This is a genomic window from Streptomyces sp. Z423-1, assembly GCF_013009255.1.
In the GTDB taxonomy this organism is placed as follows: domain Bacteria; phylum Actinomycetota; class Actinomycetes; order Streptomycetales; family Streptomycetaceae; genus Streptomyces; species Streptomyces gossypiisoli.
Genome location: NZ_CP053109.1, coordinates 6,206,152 through 6,229,582 on the forward strand (window position 1 = coordinate 6,206,152; position 23,431 = coordinate 6,229,582).

19 protein-coding genes and 2 tRNA genes are annotated in these 23,431 nt (G+C 71.0%); 19 read left to right on the plus strand and 2 right to left on the minus strand.

The annotated features are described in order from the left end of the window. Positions 1–12 precede the first annotated feature (12 nt). The 10 genes from HJD23_RS27885 (at position 13) to HJD23_RS27930 (ending at position 11,835) form a co-directional block, all read left to right on the plus strand. A complete protein-coding gene (locus HJD23_RS27885; protein WP_171107367.1) occupies positions 13–381 on the plus strand; it encodes a hypothetical protein in 369 nt (122 codons plus the stop codon). A gap of 39 nt (positions 382–420) precedes the next feature. Continuing rightward, on the plus strand, positions 421–822 hold the full coding sequence (locus HJD23_RS27890) for a hypothetical protein (RefSeq protein ID WP_171107369.1): 402 nt from the start codon (positions 421–423) through the stop codon (positions 820–822). 13 nt (positions 823–835) lie between these two features. After that, positions 836–1,948, plus strand: a complete 1,113-nt coding sequence (locus HJD23_RS27895; protein WP_171107371.1) for a DUF6508 domain-containing protein — start codon at positions 836–838, stop codon at positions 1,946–1,948. A gap of 85 nt (positions 1,949–2,033) precedes the next feature. Further along, on the plus strand, positions 2,034–2,489 hold the full coding sequence (locus tag HJD23_RS27900; protein ID WP_171107373.1) for an HD domain-containing protein: 456 nt from the start codon (positions 2,034–2,036) through the stop codon (positions 2,487–2,489). A gap of 77 nt (positions 2,490–2,566) precedes the next feature. Beyond that, positions 2,567–2,863 carry a hypothetical protein gene (locus HJD23_RS27905; protein WP_171107374.1) on the plus strand — a complete coding sequence of 99 codons (297 nt, stop codon included), beginning with the start codon at positions 2,567–2,569 and terminating at the stop codon, positions 2,861–2,863. Between the two features lie 76 nt (positions 2,864–2,939). Continuing rightward, positions 2,940–4,295, plus strand: a complete 1,356-nt coding sequence (gene eccD / locus HJD23_RS27910) for a type VII secretion integral membrane protein EccD (RefSeq protein WP_171107376.1) — start codon at positions 2,940–2,942, stop codon at positions 4,293–4,295. An 81-nt stretch (positions 4,296–4,376) separates the two neighbouring features. Further along, positions 4,377–5,849, plus strand: a complete 1,473-nt coding sequence (locus tag HJD23_RS44155; protein ID WP_240980832.1) for a MinD/ParA family protein — start codon at positions 4,377–4,379, stop codon at positions 5,847–5,849. A gap of 34 nt (positions 5,850–5,883) precedes the next feature. Beyond that, the gene (gene eccCa, locus HJD23_RS27920) at positions 5,884–9,864 is read left to right on the plus strand and encodes a type VII secretion protein EccCa (RefSeq protein WP_171107378.1); all 3,981 of its coding nucleotides are present in this window, start codon (positions 5,884–5,886) and stop codon (positions 9,862–9,864) included. A 43-nt stretch (positions 9,865–9,907) separates the two neighbouring features. Continuing rightward, on the plus strand, positions 9,908–11,320 hold the full coding sequence (locus HJD23_RS27925; RefSeq protein ID WP_171107380.1) for a DUF6177 family protein: 1,413 nt from the start codon (positions 9,908–9,910) through the stop codon (positions 11,318–11,320). 320 nt (positions 11,321–11,640) lie between these two features. Beyond that, on the plus strand, positions 11,641–11,835 hold the full coding sequence (locus HJD23_RS27930; protein WP_141314327.1) for a hypothetical protein: 195 nt from the start codon (positions 11,641–11,643) through the stop codon (positions 11,833–11,835). A 98-nt stretch (positions 11,836–11,933) separates the two neighbouring features. On the opposite strand, the gene HJD23_RS27935 is transcribed toward HJD23_RS27930, so the two are convergent. Beyond that, a tRNA-Gly gene (locus HJD23_RS27935) sits at positions 11,934–12,004 on the minus strand. A gap of 174 nt (positions 12,005–12,178) precedes the next feature. On the opposite strand from HJD23_RS27935, the gene HJD23_RS27940 reads away from it, so the two are divergent. The 5 genes from HJD23_RS27940 to clpX all read left to right on the plus strand — a co-directional run bounded on the left by HJD23_RS27940 (position 12,179) and on the right by clpX (position 16,896). Beyond that, positions 12,179–12,255, plus strand: a tRNA-Pro gene (locus HJD23_RS27940). A gap of 170 nt (positions 12,256–12,425) precedes the next feature. Continuing rightward, a complete protein-coding gene (gene tig / locus HJD23_RS27945) occupies positions 12,426–13,814 on the plus strand; it encodes a trigger factor (RefSeq protein ID WP_171107383.1) in 1,389 nt (462 codons plus the stop codon). Positions 13,815–14,026: 212 nt separating this feature from the next. Continuing rightward, entirely contained in the window at positions 14,027–14,632 is a 606-nt protein-coding gene (locus tag HJD23_RS27950; protein ID WP_086603934.1) for an ATP-dependent Clp protease proteolytic subunit, read from the plus strand. Between the two features lie 77 nt (positions 14,633–14,709). Beyond that, positions 14,710–15,417 carry an ATP-dependent Clp protease proteolytic subunit gene (locus HJD23_RS27955; RefSeq protein ID WP_277347780.1) on the plus strand — a complete coding sequence of 236 codons (708 nt, stop codon included), beginning with the start codon at positions 14,710–14,712 and terminating at the stop codon, positions 15,415–15,417. A gap of 192 nt (positions 15,418–15,609) precedes the next feature. Then, positions 15,610–16,896, plus strand: coding sequence for an ATP-dependent Clp protease ATP-binding subunit ClpX (gene clpX / locus HJD23_RS27960; protein WP_171107385.1), 1,287 nt, complete (start codon positions 15,610–15,612; stop codon positions 16,894–16,896). 70 nt (positions 16,897–16,966) lie between these two features. Here the strand turns inward: clpX and HJD23_RS27965 are convergent, their stop codons facing one another. Then, positions 16,967–17,935 (minus strand): hypothetical protein, encoded by a 969-nt coding sequence (locus HJD23_RS27965; RefSeq protein WP_171107387.1) that lies wholly within the window; start codon positions 17,933–17,935, stop codon positions 16,967–16,969. Between the two features lie 136 nt (positions 17,936–18,071). Here HJD23_RS27965 and HJD23_RS27970 point away from each other — a divergent pair, with 136 nt between their 5' ends. From HJD23_RS27970 to ndk, 4 genes are all read left to right on the plus strand, one after another. Then, positions 18,072–20,696, plus strand: a complete 2,625-nt coding sequence (locus HJD23_RS27970) for a valine--tRNA ligase (RefSeq protein ID WP_171107390.1) — start codon at positions 18,072–18,074, stop codon at positions 20,694–20,696. Positions 20,697–20,858: 162 nt separating this feature from the next. After that, on the plus strand, positions 20,859–22,379 hold the full coding sequence (locus tag HJD23_RS27975; protein ID WP_171107392.1) for a folylpolyglutamate synthase/dihydrofolate synthase family protein: 1,521 nt from the start codon (positions 20,859–20,861) through the stop codon (positions 22,377–22,379). An 8-nt stretch (positions 22,380–22,387) separates the two neighbouring features. Further along, complete coding sequence (locus tag HJD23_RS27980; protein WP_171107394.1) at positions 22,388–22,729, plus strand: DUF4233 domain-containing protein; 342 nt, start codon at positions 22,388–22,390, stop codon at positions 22,727–22,729. A 77-nt stretch (positions 22,730–22,806) separates the two neighbouring features. Next, complete coding sequence (gene ndk, locus HJD23_RS27985; protein ID WP_141314311.1) at positions 22,807–23,220, plus strand: nucleoside-diphosphate kinase; 414 nt, start codon at positions 22,807–22,809, stop codon at positions 23,218–23,220. Positions 23,221–23,431 lie beyond the last annotated feature (211 nt).

The window sequence follows — 23,431 nt, forward strand, 5'->3', positions numbered from 1 at the left end:
GTGCCTCCCCGGGTGACCGAACCCCTGCAGTGGGAAGAAGTCGACAGCCCTCCGCGCTATGCCAACAGCACGGACAAGCCGGTGGAGTACGCGACAGTGGTGGACCGGAAAGGCACGGTCCTCGGGTACGTCTGGGTGAACGACGAGGACGATGCGGCCGGATGGCAGTATCGCAGGGCGGGTGGCGACGAAGCCTTCAACATGGGTGCCCTGTGGGCCACCGAGTTCCACGAGGCCAAGGAACAGGGCCTTGCCCCGTCGGAGGCGCTCGCGAAGATGACGCGCGACTACGGCCCTGAGGATCCGAGCCACATCCTCCCCGGCTCTCTCAAGAGCGCTCCCACTCTGGAGACGCTCAAGGAGCTGGCGGCGAACGGCTGAGTCGTCCGTGCACGGACGTCCGTTGTGGAGAGCGCGAGCATGAACAGTCACCAACGATCTCACCCGCGCTTCGACGAGGACGTGCACTTCAACCTCGTCACGCCGGGTCCGTCGAGGTACCGGACCCGGACCGACAAGCCGGTGCGGTACCTCACGGTGGTCGACAAGGAGAGCGGCGCGGTCCTCGGGTATGTCTGGGCGAACGACGAGGACGACGCCGCCGCGTGGGTACCGCGCGCGGCCGCCGGAGGCCGGGCCCTCGCCGAGGGCGGTCACTGGCATGCCCGGCTGCAGGAGGCCAAGGGGCGGGGCATCCCGCCGTCCCAGGCCCTCGCGGAGATTTTGGCCAACCCGGAGGGCAACCGCGGCCGGGCCCTGCCGGGCTCCCTCACCGATGCCCCGACCCTTGCCGCCCTCAAGGAACTGGTCGCCGGGGGATGAGTCACTGAGCAGTATGTCCAGCCCCAGCCCCGTGCACTACGTGACCGTCACCGCCCCCGACGGCGAACTCGCCGCATACCTCTGGGCCGACGCCACCGCCGTCGGCTGGGTTCACCGGCCGGCGGGCAGCAGCGGCGCCTACAAGGCGGGGGAGGAGTGGCACGACCGGGCCCGCGAGCTGCACGGACGTGGCCTCGCCCCGCGCGGCTTACTCAGCATGCTCAGCCGGGAACCCGGCGTCGGCCCCGTCACCGAGGCCCCTGACGTCGCCGCGATCGAGGAACTGGCCCGTGTCGTCACCCCGGACGACGACCGGCGCCTGCTGAACGGGCTCGACCGGGACAACGCGGACGCCTGGCGTGAGCTCGCCGACGCCTTCGACGCGCTCACGGACGAGGACCGGGACATTGAGTGGGGCGGAGGGCAGAAGCGGGCGGACGGGGTGCAGCATGTGGCGTACCCGCTCTACAGCGAGGGGTTGCGGCGCGTCGTCTCCGCCCTGGCGGGCGTGGGCGCCGTCAGCGACGAGTACCGGTGGATGGGCAATCCGATGCCGGAACTGCCAGTTGACGGGCGGCTGTCCCCGGCCGACGCCATCCGCGCCGCCACCACGACCGTGCGCGGGGAGCGTGTCTGCGACGGGATGATCGCCGATGCCGTGAAGAGCGGCCTCCTCGACGCCGTCGTAACCTCACTCCGTGCCTGGTACGCCGAGCAGCCTTCCGTCGGTCCCGGCGACATGTGCAGGTTCTGCGGAGGTTCCCCCGCCGCCGACGTCACCTTCCGCGCCCACCGCGGGCTCGTGATCCTCATGGGGTTCAGGAAGACGGACGGGCCCATGTGCTTCACCTGTGGGCTGGCCGTGTACCGGGCCTATACGACCCACACCCTCTGCGTGGGCTGGTGGAGCCCCCTCTCCCTCTTCGTCTTCGCGCCGTTGACGCTGGTCCGCAACGTCCTCGCCGTGCGCCGGGTGAAGCGGCTCCCGGCGCCGGGGCCGGGGACGCTCGGGCCGCGGTACGACCCCGGCGTGCCCGTGCACCGGCGGCCGCGCGCCTACGTCGCCCTCGTCCCCGTGCTGTGGGTGCTCTTCATGATCGTGACGGGACTGTCGGGAGCGGTGTGAAAAGCCGCGAGGGGCCGCCGCACCCCGGCTGTACGCATGGCGCGTCCATGTCTTATGTTGCGGAAGCGAAGTCAGGGGGATCCGCATGCCGCAGGAGATGAGTCTCGCCGAGGTGGAGGCCGTCGCCCGCGCCGCGCACGCCGGGCAGACGGACAAGGCCGGGCGGCCGTACGCCGAGCATCTGTCGGCCGTCGCCGAGGGGGTGCGTGCCCGGGGCGGGGAAGAGGACCTCATCGCCGCCGCCTGGTTGCACGACGCCGTCGAGGACGGGGTGCTGAGCGAGGAGTGGCTGGCGGGGGCCGCCCTGTCGCAGCGCACCAAGGACGTCGTACGGGCCGTGACCAAGCGGGCGGGTGAGGAGCCGGAGGCGTACGCGCGCCGGATCCTGGCCACGCCGGGGGCCCGGCTGGTGAAAGCCGCCGACCTCGCGCACAACGCCGATCCGGACCGCCTCGCCGTACTCGACGAGCCCACGGCCCGGCGGCTGACCCAGAAGTACACCACCATGCGCGGCCTCCTCGGCCTCACCCCCGACGACTGATGACCTGCGCAGACCGACGATCGACAACGACTGACGACTGACGACTGACGACCTCTACGGCACAGGACGACGACTGAATGGCACGGGACTACGACAGCCAACTGCTGGAGTCGGTGGCGGTGCGCCGGCGCCGGATGCGCGACGCGCTGCTGTTCGGCGCGCAGCGGGCCCGGCGTACGGCCGACGAGCGGCTCGGCAAGATGTTCGCGGGTATCGCGATCGCCGCCGTACTGTGCGCCGGCTGCATCGGCTGGTCCTTCGTCCAGTCCACGCTCGCCAAGCAGCGGGCCGAGGAGGAGAAGCAGCGCCAGCAGCAGGAGCAGTTGTACAACCCGTCGCCGAGCAAGTCCGCCGACGGTGGGGAGAAGCAGTGAACGGGGTGTGCGTGACTGACGTGAGCATGTCGTCCGACGCCGATGGCCGAAACGACGCGATGATAGGTTCCGGTGAGTGGTGAGCACATCAACGACGTCCCGTACTCAACTGAGCCGGGTCACCCTGGTCGGTGAGCGACGACGCGCCGACATCGTTCTGCCCTCGGACACGCCGATCGGCCAACTGCTCCCCGACATACTGCAGTTGCTCGACGACCGGGCCGCCACCCGGCCGACCACCCGGCAACTCATCAGCACCGACGGCTCGGTGCTCCCGCACGAGGCCACGCTGTCCTCGGCCGAGGTGCCCGACGGCGCCGTACTGCGCCTGGTGCGCGCCCACGCCGCACCGCCCGCGCCGGTCGTGCACGACGTCACCGACCAGGTCGCCGACGACCTCGACCTGCGCGCCTGGCGCTGGCGTCCGGCCGCGCGCCGGATCAGCGCCGGTGTCGCCACCTTCGCCTTCGCCGTCGCCGCGGCCGTGCTGGCCCGGCGGGAGTTCGCGCTGGAGTCCGTCGCGACCGCGCTGCTGGTCGCGACCGTCGTGTTCCTGATCGCCGGTGCCGTGGTGGCGAAGACCGGCGGCGGCAACCTGGGGCTCGCCACCGCACTGCTGCTCGCCTCCGGCGGACTCGGCGTGCTCGCCGCGTGGACCACGGCCGACGCCTACGACTGGTCCGGCACCGCCCGGCTGGCCGGTGTCGTCGCCGCGCTGGTCGTCACCCTCGTACTGCTCGCCTTCTTCTCACCACTGGGCCGCGGCGGGCTCATCGGGGCCGGGGCGGCCGCCGTCATCACCGTCGTGTGGGAGGCCGTGGCCGCCGTACAGGACGACCCGGAGCGGCTCGGCGCCGTGATGGCGGTGTTCTCCGTGGTACTGCTCGGGCTGCTGCCCAGGTTCGCGCTGATGGCCTCCGGCCTCACCGGGCTCGACGACCGGCGCTCCTCGGGCACCTCGGTGAGCCGGCACGAGGTCGGCAACGCGCTCGCCGCCACTCACCGCGGCCTCGCCCTCGCCACCGTGGTCACCGCCGTCTCGGCCGCGGCCGGCGGCTGGCTGCTGACCACGGGCGAGGATCCGGCCTGGTGGTCGGTGGTGCTGGCCTCGCTCACCGCTGTCGTCCTGCTGTCCCGGGCGCGGGCCTTCCCGCTGGTCGCCGAGGTCGTGGCGCTGTTCGGGGCGGCGGCCCTGCTCGTCGTACGGCTCGCGGTGCTGTGGCTGGACCACGCCGGCGGTGTCGGTGCGCTCGTCCTGCTGGCCGGGGCGGCGCTGCTGCCGCTGCTGGTCCTCGCGATCGAGCCGCCGGAACACGTCCGGGTGCGGCTGCGGCGCCTGGCCGACCTGATCGAGTCCCTCGGTGTGATCGGGCTCTTCCCGCTCGCCGTCGGGGTGTTCGGCATCTACGGGCAACTGCTCAACAAGTTCTGAGGTTTCGAACTACCAGACGCCGACGCGCGTCGCTCCGGGCGGGACGACGAGGCAGGAGCGTGGCGGGAGAGAAAGGGCGACATGCCGAGCGGGGACAACTGGCAGGGCGATGTGCTGCGCGACCTGAGGGCCGGCGCGGCCGGACAGCGTGCCGCGCAGGCGCGCGCCGGGGCCGGGGAACAGTCCGGCGCGCAGCCGGAACAGGCGCCTCCACAGCAGGATCAGCAGCCGCCGCAGCAGACGGCGGGGCAGCAGACGGCGGGGCAGCAGGGGCAGCAGCACGTGCCCCCGCAGGGCCCTGACCCGGCGTACGGCTACCCGCAGGCCCACCAGCCCGGCCCCGGATACGGCTACCCGCAGGCCCAGCAGACCGGGCCCGCCTACGGCTACCCGCAGGGGCAGCAGCCCGCCCCCAACCTCCCGCAGCAGCAGGCCCCTTACGGCTACCCGCAGCAGGGGTACGCCGATCAGGGCGGCCAGCCGTACGCCACGCAGCCCCAGCCGCAGCCGCAGCCGTACGCCCACCAGGCCCAGCCCCACGCCGCCCAGCCCCAGCCCCACCAGCAGGCGGCCCCCACCCCCGCACCCGCCCCGCAGCCCGCCCCCACCCGCCGCGCCCCAACCTCCCGCGCCACCCCCGACTCCCGCCCGGCCGTCGACAAGCGGATCGCGGACGCCGGACTCAAGCCCCGCCGGGGCGAGCCGTTCGCCACCCGTGCCCTGCGCGCCGTACGCCGCACCGTCTCCTCCTCGGCCGCCCGCGAGGTCGCCGAGACCACCGCCACCGCCGAGGTGCTCCAGCAGGCCGTCACCACCGGCCGGCAGATCGCCGTGACGTCCATCCGCGGCGGCTCCGGCAAGACCACGGTCGCCGCCCTGCTGAGCACCACCTACGCCCACTACCGGCAGGACCCGGTGCTGGCCGTCGAGGCCGACCCGGCGCTCGGCTCCCTGCCGCTGCGGCTCGGCGCGGAGAACCTGCGCTGGACCACCGGCGACCTCGCCGACGTCGTCGAGCCGCAGATGTCGCTGCTCGACATCACCGGATACCTGGTCCAACTGCCCGACAACGCCTGGCTGCTGCCCGGCAGCCAGGGCCAGGTCGGGGCCATGCTCGACACCAAGGCCTACGAGCGCGTCATGGTCTCGCTGCGCCGCTACTTCGGGGTGACCGTCGTCGACTGCGAGACGCTGCCCGCCGAGGTGGCCCGTACCGCGCTGTCGGCCGCCCAGGCGCGGGTGCTGACCGTGCCCGCCACGCTGGAGGGCGTCGCCAGCACGCACGCGGTGCTGCAGTGGATGCGCGGACTGCCCCGGGACATCACGACCTCGACGGTCGTCGTGCTCACCGAGACGGTGCCGCACACCGGCGTCGACCTCGACAAGGCCGCCGAGCCGCTGAAGGCGACCGGGGCGAGCGTGCGGGTCCTGCCGTACGACCGGCATCTCGCGGCCGGCGGCACCATCCGTACCGACCTGCTCGCGCGGGCCACCCGGCAGGCCGCCGCAGGCCTGGCCGCGGAGGTCTTCCAGCTCTCCCAGCAGCGCCGTTGAGCTCCCCGGAAGGGAACCCCCAGAGGCAAGGACGATGAGCACCCGACTGATCCACCGCCCGGCCCGGACCACCCGTCCCCCGGCCGCTCCCGAGCCGCGCACCATCGAGGCCCCGCCCAACCTGCCCGACGGCAAGACGGGTTCGATCGCGACCTCGCTGCTGCCCGTCGCCGGTGTGATGTCGTCCGTCGTGATGATGACGGTCGTGCGCAACAGCCAGTTCGCGGCGCTGGGCGCGATCATCCTCGTCGTCACCATCGTCGGCTCGCTGATCCTGGTCTTCTCCCAGCGCGGCAAGGCCCAGCGCACCCGCCGCACCCAGCGCGAGGCCTATCTCGCCTACCTGGAGGACCTGCGGGAGGAGCTGTCCAAGGAGGAACGGGAGCGCCGGGAGCGGGCCCAGGTGCTCAACCCGCCGCCGGACGCGCTGTACGACATCGTGCGCGACCCCGCCCGGCTGTGGGAGCGGCGCCGTGTGGACGGCGACTTCCTGCGGGTGCGCGTCGGCACCGGCGAGATGCGGGTACGCGACCTGAAGGTCGGCGACCAGGGCTCCTCCGTGCTCACCCCGCCCGACCAGTTCATGCTGAACGAGGCCTCCGCGCTGGTCGCCCGCTTCGGCACCGGCACCGAACTGCCGCTCACCGTCCCGCTGGACCGGGTCGGCAACGTCAGCGTCATCGGCCGCCGCGAGGACACCCTCCGCGTCGCCCGCGCCCTGCTGGTGCAGGCCGCCGCCACCCACGCCCCGGACGACGTGGCGATGGCGCTGGCCGCGCCCGGCGACCGGATCGCCGACTGGGAGTGGGCCAAGTGGCTGCCCCACCTGCTCGACGGCGAGCAGTTCGACGGGCCCGTCGCCGCCCGCCGTATCGCCCCCTCCGTGCCCCAACTGGCCCGGCAGATAGGCCCCGAGCTGCGCCGCCGCGCCTCCTACGCGGCCGAGGTGCGGCGCGGCCTGTCCGGCCGGGACGCCCTCGCGATGTCCTCCCGGCTGATCGTCGTCGCCGACGCGCACGGCGACGACGCCGTGGACCTGCCCCGCCCCGACGACGCGGTCGGCCTGCGCGACATGGGCGTCAGCGTGCTCCACCTGCTCGACGAGCGGGTCCAGGAACCGGGCCATGTCGGCGTCCGTATCACCGTCGACGGCGAACGGGTCGTCATCGAGGACCTGCGCGAGAGCGAGCCGATCGGCGCCCACGGCACCGTCGACGAGGTCGGCCCCGCCTTCGCCGAGGGCCTCGCCCGGATGCTGGCCCCGCTCAGGCTGTCCGCCGACTCCATGGGCGCCGACGCCCCGCTGACCGGCCCGGTCGACTTCGCCGAGCTGCTCGGCATCGACGACGTGGCCCGCCTGGACCTGGACCGGCTGTGGGCGCCGCGCGGCGAGCGGGCGTTCCTGCGCGTCCCGATCGGCATCAGCGACTCCCGCGAGGCCGTCCTGCTCGACCTGAAGGAGTCCTCCGAGCTGGGCATGGGCCCGCACGGCCTGTGCGTCGGCGCCACCGGCTCCGGCAAGTCCGAGCTGCTGCGCACCCTCGTCCTCGCCCTGGTCGCCACCCACCCGCCGGAGGACCTCGCCCTCGTCCTCGTCGACTACAAGGGCGGCGCCACCTTCGCGCCCTTCGCCGACCTGCCGCACGTCGCCGGAGTCATCACCAACCTGGAGAACCAGGCGGGCCTCGTCGAACGCGTCCACTCCTCGCTGGCCGGCGAGGTCAAACGCCGCCAGCAGGTCCTCAAGGACGCCGGGAACGTCGCCGACATCGGCCACTACGCCGCGCTGCGCGCCGAGAAGCGCCCCGACCTGGAGCCGCTGCCGCATCTGTTCGTGGTGATCGACGAGTTCGGTGAACTCCTCACCGCCAAGCCCGACTTCATCGACCTGTTCCTGTCCATCGGCCGGATCGGCCGGTCCATCGGCGTGCACCTGCTGCTGTCCAGCCAGCGCATCGAGGGCGGCAAGCTCAAGGGACTGGACACCTACCTGTCGTACCGGCTGGGCCTGCGCACCTTCTCCGCCGACGAGTCCCGCACCGTGCTGGACACCACCGACGCCTTCCATCTGCCGCCGCTGCCCGGCTTCGGCTACCTCAAGGTCGACACCAGCCACTACGAGCGGTTCAAGGCGAGCTACGTCTCCGGCGCCTACAGCGGCCCCGTACAGCGCGAGACGGAGGACACCGGCCCGCTCGCCCTGGCCTACGAGGCGTACAACTCGCTCGGCGAGGAGTCCGGCGCGGCGCCCGAGGAGCAGCCGCAGATGCGGCGCCGGGAGACCGGGCCGACCGAACTCGGCGTGATGATCGAGCAGATCGAGGGCTTCGGCGCCCGGCCGGTACGGCAGATCTGGCTGCCCCCGCTGCCCGCCGCCGTCCCCCTCGACAAGGTCGCGGGCCCCGTGGAGGTCGGCCCGCGCGGCATGCAGCTGGCCAAGCGGAGCGGCCCGCTGCGGGTGCCGCTCGGGGTCCTCGACGACCCCACCAAGCAGTGGCAGGGCCAGTGGTACCTGGACCTCACGCTGGCCGGCGGCCACGCGGCCGTCATCGGCGGCCCCCAGTCCGGCAAGACGACCCTGCTGCGCACCCTCGCCCTGTCGCTGGCGCTGACGCACACCCCGCAGGAGGTCGGCATCTACGGCCTCGACCTCGTCGGCGGCGGCCTGCAGGCGCTGTCCGGGCTGCCGCACGTCGGCGGCGTCGCCGGCCGCGCCGACCGGGAGCGCGCCGCACGCACCATCGACTCGGTGCGCGCCATGCTCGACCAGCGCGAGGAGCTCTTCCGCATCCACTCCATCGACTCACTGGAACAACTGCGCACCCTGCGCGCCGCGGGCCGCGTCACCGAGCTGGCGTCCACGGAGATCGTGCTGCTCATCGACGGCTTCGGCGCGCTGCGCGACGACTTCGAGGAACTGGACGACGCGGTCGCCGACATCCTCAAGCGCGGCAGCGGCTACGGCATCCACGTCGTCGCCGGCATGCTCCGCTGGAACGACGTGCGCATCGCCACCCAGTCCCAGTTCGGCACCCGCGTCGAGCTGCGCCTGAACGACCCCAGCGAGTCCAGCATCGAACGCAAGCTCGCCCAGACCCTCTCCCCCGAGGAGAAGGGCCGCGTCCTCACCGACGGCAAGCTCTTCGCCCAGGTCGCCCTGCCCCGCACCGACGGCCTCGCCGAGATCACCGACCTCGGCGCCGTCCTGGAGCGCACCGCCCGCACGGTCCGCGCCACCTGGACCGGCGACGTCGCCCAGCCGGTGCGGGTGCTGCCGCACGTCCTCGAACCGCAGCAGCTGCCGACCCCGGCCACCGAGCCGCGCCGCGTCCCCATCGGCCTGGACCAGACCCAGCTCGCGCCCGTCCTGCTCGACCTGTTCCACCACGACCAGCACCTGCTGATCATGGGCGACAGCGAGTGCGGCAAGACCAACCTGCTCAAGGTGATCACCCAGGGTCTGATCGAGCGCTACGGCGACGACGAACTCGTCTTCGGCGTCTTCGACCCGCGCCGCGGCCTGCGCGGCACCATCCCCGAGGAGTACCGGGGCGGCTACGCCTACAACGCCAAGCTGTGCGCGGGCCTCGCCGCCGGTATCGCCTCCGAGCTGGAGAAGCGGCTGCCCGACGACGGCGCCGACGGCGCCGACCTGGAGCCCGGCAGCTTCTCCGGCCCGCGGATCGTCATCCTCGTCGACGACTACGACGTCCTGACCACCGCCGGCCAGCAGCCGCTCGCGCCGTTCGTGCCGTACATCCCCTCCGCCGTCGACATCGGCCTGCACTTCGTCCTCACCCGCCGCGTCGCGGGCGCCTCCCGCGGCCTGTACGAGCCGCTGCTGCAGGGCCTGCGCGAGTCCGGCGCCTCGGCGCTGGTGATGGCCGGCGACCGCAGCGAGGGCCAGCTCTTCCCCGGCGTGTACGCGAAGCAGCAGCCGCCCGGCCGGGGCACCCTGCTGCGCCGGGGCGAGGCCACCCGGCTGATCCAGACCGTGTACGCGGGGACCAAGTAATGCATGACCACAGACCGGCTACGCGCGGGGACCAGGTGAACCCATGACCAAGGACGTCATCGCCCTCACGAAGAAGATGCCCGACCCGCTGAGCGTGCTCGCGGGCCTGCTCTCCGGCGGCCCCGACAAGCTGGTGGGCGCCGAGGGCGACGGAGCCGTGGTGCGGCTGTGCGACGAACAGGGCCGCCCCCTCGTCTCCATCGAGGCCCCGCTGCTCGTGCAGGTCCGGGGCGAGGCCCAGCGGCTGCTCGGGGCGCGTGAGCCTCAGACGCCGTACTGGTGGACCGAGGCCCGCGCCACGACCGGCGTCAAGGAGGCCGAGGAACTCGCCGGGACGTTCGCCGCCCGGCTGGCCACCCTCGTCGGCGGCACCGCCTGGCCGCGCGAGGCGGCCCGCTCCATGGCCGTGGTCAAGACGGACGGCGTCAGCCCCGTACCGGCCCCCGCCGCCGCACAGCCCGCCGTCGACGTCCTCACCGACAAGGTCGCCGTCGTCATCCAGGACCGCCCCGTCGTCGCCATGACCGCGTGGCTCGCGGACGCCTTCCGCGCCACCGCGGCGGCCGGACGCGGCCTGCAGATCGTCACCCCCGCGGGCACCCGCATGTCCCCGGCCGTCCGTAACGCCCTGCCGGGCTGGCCCTCGCGCTGGGTGGTGCAGGACGAGCGGGACGGCTACTACGACGGCCTGTCCGGCGCCGTACTGCGCTGGGACAACGGCCTCTTCGTGACCGTCGAGTCCCCGGAGGACCCGCGCACGCCGGTCGCCCGCACCTTCGGCGAGGACATCGCCGACACCGGCGAACGCCAGCTCGCGATCTCCTTCCGCACCGTCCACCCGGCCGACGACCGCCTGGTGCTCGGCGGCGCCGTGGAAGCCGTATGGCGGGAGATCACCGGCGAACCCCCGGCCGGCTGGGGCACCGAGGAGCCCGCCAACCTTCCCTGGTCGCTGCGGCAGCTGACCGACGTGGCCCACGAGCGGACGCCCGAGCCGACCTGGCTGGTGGTCGTCGGCACTCCCGAACGCCCCGGGCTCGCGACGGTGCGCATCACCCGGACCAAGGGCGGCGTGGAGGAGGACGTCACCATGGCGTTCGGCTACGGCCCGGGGGAGGAGCTGCCGTCCGGGGCCGTGCCCGCCGCGGCGGAGGCCCTCGCCACCCGGCACGACCTGCAGTCCATGCTGGTCCAGATCCGCCGGGCGCGCCGCGACCTGTCCGTGCCGCCCCGCTTCGAGGGCCCGGGTGTGCCGTACGCCTTCGTCCTGGGCGCCGAGGAGGTCCGCACGATGCCCGGCGACCGGGCCCGGCGCACCCCGCTGTCCGAGCCCCCGCGCGAACTCGGCCCGCGCACCCGCCCCGCGCTGTACTACCCGCTGCCCGGCGACCCGTCGGACCTGTCGGGCTGGCAGGACTTCGAACGCCTCGTGCGGCACCTGAAGGGCGCGTCCTGACGTCCTGAGCACGAGCGCCATCACCGGCCCGTCCACGCGGCAATCGCCAAGAACCGCATGCGGGTTGCGTACGCCGTTGTGTGGATCTGGGAACGATTGGGTTGCATTCCCGCGACGACAGGTCGTCAATTGTCGTGCAGGGCGCGCGCGGTGGGCGTGCGGGGCGTGGCCGAACACGCCGGGGTGCGGCGCGGGTGTGGTCGGCGTTACGTCACGCGCCGCATACGGCGGGCCTGTTGGTGGCACGATGGTTCTGGCGGGGGTGCGCGGTCTCGTATCCCCCGGCCGGGAGAGCGGACCGACCGAGGGTGTGATCAGTTGTGGCCATTTCACTGTCAGTGGTGCTGCTGTTGGCGATCATCCTGGTGGTGATGATGCGAGGGGGCTCGATCAAGGCGGGTCCCGCCATCGTGGCGATCCTCTTCGGCTTCTTCCTCGCCTCGACCGGCATGGCCCCGTCGATCAACCGCTTTCTCGACTCGATAGCGGACACGATCAACTCGATCAGCTTCTGACAGCCTCTGCCGGTCCCGGCACGGCCCCGGCACGGTCCGGGAACGCCTCAGGGCCCGACCGGGAGGACGAACCTCCTGGCCGGGCCCTGAGCCGACAGAGCGGGCGACGGGAATCGAACCCGCGTAGCCAGTTTGGAAGACTGGGGCTCTACCATTGAGCTACGCCCGCACACAACGCGCCGCAGACCAGTCGCCCGCGGCACTGCACGCATCGTACCGGGTCGGCCCCCCTCACCGCACACCCCGATCCGCCCGGACGCCGTCGGCGCACGAGATCGCACCGCCCTCGGGAAATGCGGCAACCTCGCTGCCTGCGGGCATGTACCCTACGTGTCGCACCAGACGGGGTGTGGCGCAGCTTGGTAGCGCGTCCGCTTTGGGAGCGGAAGGCCGTGGGTTCAAATCCCGCCACCCCGACCACTCACCCGATCACCACGCGTGATCGTCTTTTGGGCCGTGTAGCCGCTGCCGTTACTATGCAAGCTGCACGCCCGTGTGTCTCATCACTGAAGTCCTCCGGGCGGCCACATCCGCAGGGGCCCGTCGGGTCCCGGCAGAACCCGAGAAGTCAGCCACAAGGAGACCGAACCGTGAAGAGCGCCGTGGAGAACCTGAACCCGACCCGGGTTCGGCTCACTGTCGAGGTGCCCTTCGAGGAGCTCAAGGACAGCCTCGACGCGGCGTACAAGAAGATCAACCAGCAGGTCACGGTGAAGGGCTTCCGCAAGGGCAAGATCCCCGCCCGGGTCATCGACCAGCGGTTCGGCCGTGGCGCCGTGCTGGAGGAGGCCGTCAACGACGCGCTCCCGAAGTTCTACACGGAGGCGGTCAACGAGGCCGAGCTCAGCGTCCTGGGCCAGCCCGAGGTCGACATCACCGAGCTGAAGGACGGCGAGACGCTGAACTTCACCGCCGAGGTCGACATCCGCCCGGCCATCGAGATCCCGGACTACTCCGGCATCGAGGTCGAGGTCGACGCCGTCGAGGTCACCGACGAGGACATCGAGAAGTCGGTCGAGCAGCTGCGCGAGCGCTTCGCCTCCACCACGCCGGTCGAGCGCGCCGCCGAGGACGGCGACGTCGTCACGATCGACCTGGAGGCCAAGGTCGACGGCGAGGTCCTCGAGGACGGCATCGCGAACGGCGTCTCCTACACCATCGGCTCCGGCGAGCTGCTGGACGGCATCGACGACGCCGTGAAGGGCCTGTCGGCCGGCGAGGAGGCCACCTTCACCTCCGAGCTCAAGGGCGGCTCCGCGGCCGGCCGTGAGGCCGAGGTCACCGTCAAGGTCACCCAGGTCGCCGCGCGCGAACTGCCCGAGCTGGACGACGACTTCGCGCAGCTCGCCTCCGAGTTCGACACGCTGGACGAGCTGAAGGCCGACAGCCGCAAGCGCCTGGCGAACATGAAGCAGTTCGACCAGGCCACGCAGGCCCAGGAGCGCGTCCTGGAGAAGCTGCTGGAGCTCGTCGAGGTGCCCGTCCCCGAGAAGCTCCTCGAGGACGAGATCAACACCCGCAAGCACAACCTTGAGCACCACCAGCTCGGCCAGATGGGCCTCACCCTCGACAAGTACCTGGAGATCCAGGGCAAGACCGCCGAGGAGTTCGAGACCGAGACCCGCGAGGCGGCGATCAAGGGCATCAAGACCCAGTTCGTCCTCGACGAGCTGGTCAAGCAGGAGAAGCTCAACGTCAACCAGGACGAGCTGACCGAGCACCTGATGCGCCGCGCCGCGTCCTCCGGCATGTCCCCCGACCAGTTCGCCCAGGCCGTCGTCGAGCAGGGCCAGGTCCCGCTCCTGGTCGGCGAGGTCGCCCGCGGCAAGGCCCTCGCGGTCGTCGTCGAGGCCGCCACGGTCAAGGACACCAACGGCGAGATCGTCGACCTGGAGGACGAGGACGAGGCCGAGGCGGAGACCGAAGCCGAGCAGTCCGCCGAGGTCACCGAGGGTGACAAGAAGGACGACCAGGCGTAAACAGCCTTAAGAAGGGCCCCGGGCAGCAAGATCACGCCCGGGGCCCTTTGGCATACGGCTGAGCGACGTCCCTGAACCGCTACGCCCCCGGCGAACACTCCCGCCTCCGGGATTCCCCGAAGGGACCCGCGCGTTAGGGTCCATGAATACGGAAGAACGTAAGACGGCCCGGCGCCGTCGCAAGACGAGCAGGTGGATACGTGACGAATCTGATGCCCTCCGCCGCCGGCGAGCCTTCCATCGGTGGTGGCCTCGGCGACCAGGTCTACAACCGGCTGCTCAACGAGCGGATCATCTTCCTCGGCCAGCCGGTCGACGACGACATCGCGAACAAGATCACCGCACAGCTGCTGCTCCTTGCCGCCGACCCGGACAAGGACATCTACCTGTACATCAACAGCCCCGGCGGTTCGATCACGGCCGGTATGGCGATCTACGACACCATGCAGTTCATCAAGAACGACGTGGTGACCATCGCCATGGGCCTCGCGGCTTCGATGGGCCAGTTCCTGCTCAGCGCGGGCACGCCCGGCAAGCGCTTCGCGCTGCCGAACGCCGAGATCCTGATCCATCAGCCGTCCGCCGGCCTCGCCGGTTCGGCCTCGGACATCAAGATCCACGCCGAGCGGCTGCTGCACACCAAGAAGCGCATGGCCGAGCTCACGGCCCAGCACACCGGGCAGTCGGTCGAGCAGATCACCCGCGACTCGGACCGCGACCGCTGGTTCGACGCCTTCGAGGCCAAGGAGTACGGCCTCATCGACGACGTCATCCCCACGGCCGCCGGCATGCCGGGCGGCGGCGGCACGGGAGCCTGACGGCCGTACGGGCCCCTGCGGGCCCGTACCCCGGCTCCAGCCCCCAGCCACCGCCCCAGCCCCTTTCAGGAGACACCGTGAACGACTTCCCCGGCAGCGGCATCTACGACCGTATGCGCGCCGTCCAGGACATGCGGGCCCCGCAGGCCCAGTACACCGGCCCGCAGGCCGAGTCCCGCTACGTCATCCCGCGCTTCGTCGAGCGCACCTCCCAGGGCATCCGCGAGTACGACCCGTACGCGAAGCTCTTCGAGGAGCGCGTGATCTTCCTGGGCGTCCAGATCGACGACGCCTCCGCCAACGACGTCATGGCGCAGCTGCTGTGCCTTGAGTCGATGGACCCCGACCGGGACATCTCGGTCTACATCAACAGCCCCGGCGGCTCCTTCACCGCGCTGACGGCGATCTACGACACGATGCAGTTCGTCAAGCCGGACATCCAGACGGTCTGCATGGGCCAGGCGGCCTCCGCCGCGGCCGTGCTGCTGGCCGCCGGCACGCCCGGCAAGCGCATGGCGCTGCCGAACGCGCGTGTCCTGATCCACCAGCCGTACAGCGAGACGGGCCGCGGCCAGGTCTCCGACCTGGAGATCGCCGCGAACGAGATCCTGCGGATGCGCTCGCAGCTGGAGGAGATGCTGGCCAAGCACTCCACCCAGTCGATCGACAAGATCCGTGAGGACATCGAGCGCGACAAGATCCTCACCGCCGAGGACGCGCTGGCGTACGGTCTGATCGACCAGATCATCTCCACGCGCAAGATGAACAACGAGTCGGTCCGCTGACCGCGGATCCGGTAATGTACGCCGCTCCTTGGCACGGTGTGACGCCGAGCGTCGCAAGGTGCACGTCAAAGTGAACCGTGCCAAGGGGGGCCCGAACGGGGGGCTCGGCAAGGTACCGTCGGACATAAGGCAGCACCAGGAGCCGCTGGACACAGGTGTCCAGTCGTCTCCCAGGCGAAGGGGAAGCACACCGTGGCACGCATCGGTGACGGCGGCGATCTGCTCAAGTGCTCGTTCTGCGGCAAGAGCCAGAAGCAGGTCAAGAAGCTCATCGCAGGCCCCGGTGTGTACATCTGCGACGAGTGCATCGATCTCTGCAACGAGATCATCGAGGAAGAGCTCGCGGAGACCAGCGAGGTGCGCTGGGAGGAACTGCCCAAGCCGCGCGAGATCTACGAGTTCCTCGAGGGGTACGTGGTCGGCCAGGAGGCGGCGAAGAAGGCCCTCTCCGTCGCCGTCTACAACCACTACAAACGCGTCCAGGCCGGGGAGAACGGCGGCGCCCAAGGCCGCGACGACGCCATCGAGTTGGCGAAGTCCAACATCCTGCTGCTGGGCCCCACGGGCTCCGGCAAGACCCTCCTGGCGCAGACCCTGGCGCGCATGCTGAACGTCCCGTTCGCCATCGCCGACGCGACGGCGCTGACGGAGGCGGGCTACGTCGGCGAGGACGTCGAGAACATCCTGCTGAAGCTGATCCAGGCGGCCGACTACGACGTCAAGAAGGCCGAGACCGGGATCATCTACATCGACGAGATCGACAAGGTCGCGCGCAAGAGTGAAAACCCGTCCATCACACGGGACGTGAGCGGCGAGGGCGTCCAGCAGGCCCTGCTCAAGATCCTCGAAGGCACCACGGCCTCGGTCCCGCCGCAGGGCGGCCGCAAGCACCCGCACCAGGAGTTCATCCAGATCGACACGACGAACGTGCTGTTCATCGTGGGCGGTGCCTTCGCCGGGCTGGAGAAGATCATCGAGTCCCGGGCGGGCGCGAAGGGCATCGGCTTCGGCGCGACGATCCGCTCCAAGCGTGAGCTGGAGGCCAAGGACCAGTTCGAGGACGTCATGCCGGAGGACCTGGTCAAGTTCGGCATGATCCCGGAGTTCATCGGCCGCCTGCCGGTCATCACCTCCGTCCACAACCTCGACCGCGAGGCCCTGCTCAAGATCCTCGTCGAGCCGCGCAACGCCCTGGTGAAGCAGTACCAGCGCCTCTTCGAACTCGACGGCGTGGAACTGGACTTCGAGCTCGAGGCGCTGGAAGCCATCGCCGACCAGGCCATCCTCCGCCAGACCGGCGCGCGGGGCCTCAGGGCCATCATGGAAGAGGTCCTGATGTCCGTGATGTACGAGGTCCCGTCCCGCAAGGACGTGGCGCGGGTCGTCATCACCGCGGACGTCGTCCACTCCAACGTCAACCCGACCCTCATCCCGCGGGATGCGCGGGGGCGGGGAACGGGGGAGCAGAAGACGGCGTAACGGCCCGTACGACAGCCAAAAGGGGCCCCGGTCGGCAAGTGACCGGGGCCTCTTCATGACTGAGGGGCCGTCAGGCGGGGACGCGGACCTCCTTGCGGAACTTCGCGGTCAGCTCGGCCGCCTTCTCCGGGTCGCCCTCCTTGCCGGCCGCGATGTCGGCGAACTCCATCGGCAGCACGAACCCGATGGTGCTGTAGTCGCCCCAGACGCAGTACGTCATGTTCACCTCGGACGGTTCACCCGCCGAGGCCTCGGCGTTCGCCATCTTGGCCAGCTGGCACTTCAGGATCGCGCCGTCGAGGCCCTCCGGCGTGTACGCCTTCGGCTCGCCCTCGAACGTGACGTCATCGCCCTCGGCGTCCTTCTTCATGTAGGCGAAGAGCGCGTCGACCACCTTCTCGGGGTCCTCGATCTCGCCGTAGACGCCGCCGAACGAGATGAGCTTCCCGGCCAGCGGATTGTCGCCGTCCTGCCCTGCCTCGTAATTCGCGCTGACGTCCTTGGGGTTCTTGACGCCCCACTTCTCGGCTTCCTTCAGGTCCGACTCGGACATGGCGGCGTCCGAGCTGTCGCCGTCGCCCTTCTTGTACTCGGTGAGCACGGTCGCCGGCGTCGTCAGCTTGTGCGGACCGTCGTCCGCGACGTCCGAGCCGCCGCTCCCGCCGAGCACGAAGTACGCGCCCACCGCGATCGCCGCCACGACGGCCACCGCGCCGATGATGAGACCGGTCTTCTTCTTGCCGCCGCCCGGGGCCGGCGGCATCGGGGCGCCGTACGGGGCCTGGCCGTGGGGCGGCTGCTGGCCGTACGGGGGCTGCTGTCCGTACGGAGGCTGCTGGCCGTACGGCGGCGTCTGCGGGGGCACGCCCTGCGGAGCCTGCTGCGGGTAGCCGTACCCCGGCTGCGGCTGGGCGGGCTGCTGGGGGTAGCCGTAGCCGGGCTGCGGAGCCTGCGGCTGCTGGCCGTACGGACCCGGCTGGCCGTACGGACCGGGCTGCTGGGGCTGCCCGCCGTACGGGCCCGGCTGGTTGTAGCTCATTCCTGGGTTCCCCTCCAGATGTTTACGTGTTCCCGACATCCTGGCGCAGGCACCGGCAACGCACTGCATCGGGGTCACCACCGTTACAGAAGAATCGCGTTTCGGGACCACCCGGTGACACCCCTAAACTGAGCCCGTGACCGAGAACGCTCAGCAGCAGCCACCAGCGCCCAACACCGAACTGCCGACCCAGTACGCGCCGGCCGACGTAGAGGGGCCGCTGTACGAGCGCTGGGTGGAGCGGGGTTACTTCGAGGCGGACGCCAAGAGCGACAAGCCGCCGTACACCATCGTCATCCCGCCGCCGAACGTCACGGGCTCGCTCCACCTGGGGCACGCCTTCGAGCACACCCTCATCGACGTCCTCACCCGCCGCAAGCGGATGCAGGGCTACGAGACGCTGTGGCAGCCCGGCATGGACCACGCCGGGATCGCCACCCAGAACGTCGTCGAGCGGGAACTCGCGAAGGAGGGCAAGTCCCGGCACGACCTGGGCCGTGAGGCCTTCGTCGAGCGCGTCTGGCAGTGGAAGGCCGAGTCCGGCGGCCAGATCTCCGGCCAGATGCGGCGGCTCGGGGACGGCGTCGCGTGGTCGCGCGAGCGGTTCACCATGGACGAGGGGCTGTCCAAGGCCGTCCAGACCATCTTCAAGCGGCTCTACGACGACGAGCTGATCTACCGCGCCGAGCGCATCATCAACTGGTGCCCGCGCTGCCTCACCGCCATCTCCGACATCGAGGTCGAGTACCAGGACGACGACGGCGAGCTCGTCTCCATGAAGTACGGCGACGGGGACGACACCATCGTCGTCGCCACCACCCGCGCCGAGACCATGCTCGGTGACACCGCCGTCGCCGTTCACCCCGAGGACGAGCGGTACCGGCACCTGATCGGCAAGCTCATCAAGCTGCCGCTGACCGACCGTTCCATCCCGGTCGTCGCGGACGAGCACGTCGACCCCGAGTTCGGCACCGGCGCCGTCAAGGTCACCCCTGCGCACGACCCGAACGACTTCGAGATCGGCCAGCGGCACGACCTGCCCGCCATCACGGTCATGGACGAGCACGCCGTCATCACCGCCCACGGCCCCTTCCAGGGCCTGGACCGGCTGGAGGCCCGCTCCGCCATCGTCGCCGCGCTGCGCGCCGAGGGCCGGATCGTCGCCGAGAAGCGGCCCTACGTCCACTCCGTCGGCCACTGCTCGCGCTGCAAGACCACCATCGAGCCGCGCCTGTCGATGCAGTGGTGGGTCAAGGTCGGCCCGCTCGCCAAGGCCGCCGGTGACGCGGTCCGCGAGGGCAAGGTCACCATCCACCCGCAGGAGATGGAGAAGCGGTACTTCGACTGGGTCGACAACCTCCACGACTGGTGCATCTCGCGGCAGTTGTGGTGGGGCCACCGGATCCCGGTCTGGTACGGCCCGGACGGCGAGGTCGTCTGCGTCGGCCCCGACGAGGAGCCGCCGAGCGGTGCCGGCTGGCGCCAGGACTCCGACGTCCTGGACACCTGGTTCTCGTCCGGCCTGTGGCCCTTCTCCACGCTCGGCTGGCCCGAGCAGACCGAGTCGCTCGCGAAGTTCTACCCGAACTCCGTCCTGGTCACCGGCTACGACATCCTCTTCTTCTGGGTCGCCCGGATGATGATGTTCGGGCTGTACGCGATGGACGGCACCCCGCCGTTCCACACCATCGCGCTGCACGGCATGGTCCGTGACCAGAACGGCAAGAAGATGTCGAAGTCCTTCGGGAACGTCGTCAACCCGCTGGACTGGATGGACAAGTACGGCTCCGACGCGCTCCGCTTCACCCTCGCGCGCGGCGCCAACCCGGGCGTCGACGTCCCGATCGGCGAGGACTGGGTCCAGGGCTCCCGCAACTTCGCCAACAAGATCTGGAACGCCACGCGCTTCGCGCTGATGAACGGCGCGACGGTGGACGGCCCGCTGCCGGACCCGTCGACGATGTCCTCGACGGACCGCTGGATCCTCTCCCGTCTGAACTCGGTGGTCGCCGAGGTCGACGCGCACTACGACGACTACCAGTTCGCGAAGCTGTCCGACGCGCTGTTCCACTTCGCGTGGGACGAGGTGTTCGACTGGTACGTCGAGCTGTCCAAGACCACCTTCCAGGCGGGCGGCGAGGCGGCCGAGGTCAGCAAGCGGGTCCTGGGCGAGGTCCTGGACGTCACCCTGCGCCTGCTGCACCCGGTGGTCCCCTTCGTCACGGAGACGCTCTGGACGACGCTGACGGGCGGCGAGTCCGTCGTCATCGCCGAGTGGCCGAAGGACAGCGGCTTCCGGGACGCGGACGCCGAGCGGGAGATCGAGACGCTCCAGTCCGTCATCACCGAGGTCCGCCGCTTCCGCGCCGACCAGGGCCTCCAGCCCGGCCAGCGGGTCCCCGCCCGGCTGACCCTGGACAGCACGGCCCTCGCGTCGCACGAGGCCGCCATCCGCCAGCTGCTGCGCCTCCAGCCCGAGGGCGAGAACTTCGCGGCGACGGCGACGCTGCCGGTGGCGGGCGTCGAGGTCGCGCTGGACCTCTCCGGCGTGATCGACGTCGCGGCCGAGCGCAAGCGCCTCGCCAAGGACCTCGCCGCCGCGGAGAAGGAGAAGTCCCAGGCCACGGCGAAGCTCGGCAACGAGGCGTTCCTCGCCAAGGCGCCGGAGCCGGTGGTGGAGAAGATCCGCGGGCGGCTGGCCAAGGCGGAGGAGGACATCGCCCGGATCCAGGCCCAGCTGGAGCGCCTGCCGGAGGCGTAGCGCTGGCACGCGGATGAAGGCCCCCGGTGCCTTGTAGGCGCCGGGGGCCTTCACGCCGTTAGGGGCGCGGGGAACTGCGCGACCAGCCCCCACGGCGCGGCGGCCGAACGACAGGACAAGCCACCCACGACCTTTGTCAGCGCCCCTCCGTAGACTGGCCCCGTGAGTGAGCTCCCCCCGCGTGACACCAGCGACCCCTCCGACCCCGGCGAGTCGTTCGACGAGATCATCGCCGCCGAGACCGACCGCGACCCCGACCTCGCGGTGATCGAGGCCGGCAGCCGCACCCTGCGCACCCAGGGCGGCGGGCCCCAGGCCGAGGCTCCGGCGCGCCCCGAGGACCCCGAGGTCGACAAGGCGCTGCGAGAGGTCGAGGCGGAGCTCGCGACCCGCTGGGGCGAGACCAAGCTGGAGCCGTCCGTCACACGTATCGCCGCGCTGATGGACGTGCTGGGCGAGCCGCAGCGGTCGTACCCCTCGATCCACATCACGGGCACGAACGGCAAGACCTCCACCGCCCGCATGATCGAGGCCCTGCTGGGTGCCTTCGAGCTGCGGACCGGGCGGTACACCTCGCCCCACGTGCAGTCCATCACCGAGCGGATCAGCCTCGACGGGGCGCCGATCTCGGCCGAGCGGTTCATCGAGACGTACCAGGACATCAAGCCGTACGTGGAGATGGTCGACGACCGGCAGGAGTACCGGCTGTCGTTCTTCGAGGTGCTGACCGGGATGGCGTACGCCGCCTTCGCCGACGCGCCGGTCGACGTCGCCGTCGTCGAGGTGGGCATGGGCGGCAGCTGGGACGCCACCAACGTCATCGACGGTGATGTCGCCGTCGTGACGCCCATCGACCTCGATCACACCGACCGGCTCGGCGGGACCCCCGGCGAGATCGCCGGTGAGAAGGCCGGGATCATCAAGGCCGACGCCACCGTGATCATGGCCCAGCAGCCCGTGGACGCCGCTCAGGTGCTGCTGAAGAAGGCCGTGGACGTCGACGCGACCGTGGCCCGGGAGGGGCTGGAGTTCGGGGTCGTGGCACGGCAGGTCGCCGTCGGCGGGCAGTTGCTGACGCTGCGCGGGCTCGGCGGTGAGTACACCGAGGTGTATCTCCCGCTGCACGGCGCCCACCAGGCGCACAACGCGGCCGTCGCGCTCGCCGCCGTGGAGGCGTTCTTCGGCGTCGGCGCGCAGCGGCCCGAGCCGCTCGACATCGACACCGTGCGCAAGGCGTTCGCCGCCGTCGCCTCGCCGGGCCGGCTGGAGGTCGTACGGCGCTCGCCCACCGTCGTCCTCGACGCCGCGCACAACCCGGCGGGCGCCCGTGCCGCCGCCGAGGCGATCGGCGAGGCCTTCCAGTTCAGCCGGCTCATCGGGGTCGTCGGCGCCAGCGGCGACAAGAACGTACGCGGACTGCTGGAGGCCTTCGAACCGGTGTTCGCGGAGGTCGTCGTCACGCAGAACTCCAGCCATCGCGCGATGGACGCCGACGAACTGGCGGGCATCGCCGTCGAGGTGTTCGGCGAGGAGCGGGTCCAGGTGGAGCCGCGGCTGCCGGACGCGCTGGAGGCGGCGATCACGCTGGCCGAGGAGGAGGGCGAGTTCGCGGGCGGCGGTGTACTCGTCACCGGATCCGTCATCACCGTCGGCGAGGCCCGACTGCTCCTGGGGAGGGGCTGAATCCCACCATGCGTACGCTCTGTGCTTCCACCCTGATCGGCGAGGTCTTCGTCATCGGCTTCGCCGGTCTGGTCGCGATGAAGGACCCGGATCTGTCGACGTCGACGGTCTGGACGGTCAGCGGCATCGCGATGTTCCTGTGCCTGGTGCTGTGCGGCCTGGTGACCCGGCCAGGCGGGGTGGCCCTGGGTTGGGCGCTGCAGATCGGACTCATCGCGTCCGGTTTCGTCATCCCCACGATGTTCTTCCTGGGGGCGATGTTCGCCGCGCTGTGGTGGGCCTCCGTCCACTACGGCAGGAAGATCGACGAGGCGAAGGCCAGATTCGCCGCGCAGGCTGACACTGCGTAACGGGCGCCCGGAAGGGCCCTGTAGCCTCATCACCCCGCACACCGCGTGACCCGCGTTACCCAAGAAGGAGCCCCGTCGTGACCCAGCGCACCCTCGTCCTCCTCAAGCCCGACGCCGTCCGTCGCGGCCTGACCGGCGAGATCATCAGCCGTATCGAGCGCAAGGCCGGCTGGCAGATCACCGCGCTGGAGCTGCGCACCCTGGACCAGGACACCCTGGAGCAGCACTACGGCGAGCACAAGGGCAAGCCCTTCTACGAGCCGCTGGTGGAGTTCATGGCCTCCGGCCCGGTCGTGGCGATGATCGTCGAGGGCGAGCGGGTCATCGAGGGGCTGCGCGCGCTGGCCGGCCCGACCGACCCGATCGCCGCCGCGCCCGGTTCCATCCGCGGTGACTACGGCGTGATCGTGCGCGAGAACCTGATCCACGCCTCCGACTCCGAGGAGTCGGCCGAACGCGAGGTGAAGATCTTCTTCCCCGGCCGCGCCTGACGCGTCGCCGAAGAAGTGGAACGAGTTCACCGCGCGTCCTTCTGAGGGGCCGTCACCTTTTTCAACCGCCTGACCTGGGACGGCCGCGCATGTGCGGCCGTCCCCCGGCATATCCGTGCCGATCGGGGGAACGAGTGCCCCCGATGGACCGTCTCTGCAAGCGAGGCGGTGCGCCATCTGATGACAATGGCGAAGACCCTCGCGCAGTGTT

Excerpts from the sequence above, each read along its gene's own strand:
- HJD23_RS27965 (WP_171107387.1), bottom strand. The coding sequence starts at position 17,935 with ATGAGCTACAACCAGCCGGGCCCGTACGGCGGGCAGCCCCAGCAGCCC.
- HJD23_RS27890 (WP_171107369.1), top strand. The coding sequence starts at position 421 with ATGAACAGTCACCAACGATCTCACCCGCGCTTCGACGAGGACGTGCAC.
- HJD23_RS27905 (WP_171107374.1), top strand. The coding sequence starts at position 2,567 with ATGGCACGGGACTACGACAGCCAACTGCTGGAGTCGGTGGCGGTGCGC.
- eccCa (WP_171107378.1), top strand. The coding sequence starts at position 5,884 with ATGAGCACCCGACTGATCCACCGCCCGGCCCGGACCACCCGTCCCCCG.
- HJD23_RS27950 (WP_086603934.1), top strand. The coding sequence starts at position 14,027 with ATGCCCTCCGCCGCCGGCGAGCCTTCCATCGGTGGTGGCCTCGGCGAC.
- HJD23_RS27895 (WP_171107371.1), top strand. The coding sequence starts at position 836 with ATGTCCAGCCCCAGCCCCGTGCACTACGTGACCGTCACCGCCCCCGAC.
- HJD23_RS27980 (WP_171107394.1), top strand. The coding sequence starts at position 22,388 with ATGCGTACGCTCTGTGCTTCCACCCTGATCGGCGAGGTCTTCGTCATC.
- HJD23_RS44155 (WP_240980832.1), top strand. The coding sequence starts at position 4,377 with ATGCCGAGCGGGGACAACTGGCAGGGCGATGTGCTGCGCGACCTGAGG.
- HJD23_RS27900 (WP_171107373.1), top strand. The coding sequence starts at position 2,034 with ATGCCGCAGGAGATGAGTCTCGCCGAGGTGGAGGCCGTCGCCCGCGCC.
- HJD23_RS27925 (WP_171107380.1), top strand. The coding sequence starts at position 9,908 with ATGACCAAGGACGTCATCGCCCTCACGAAGAAGATGCCCGACCCGCTG.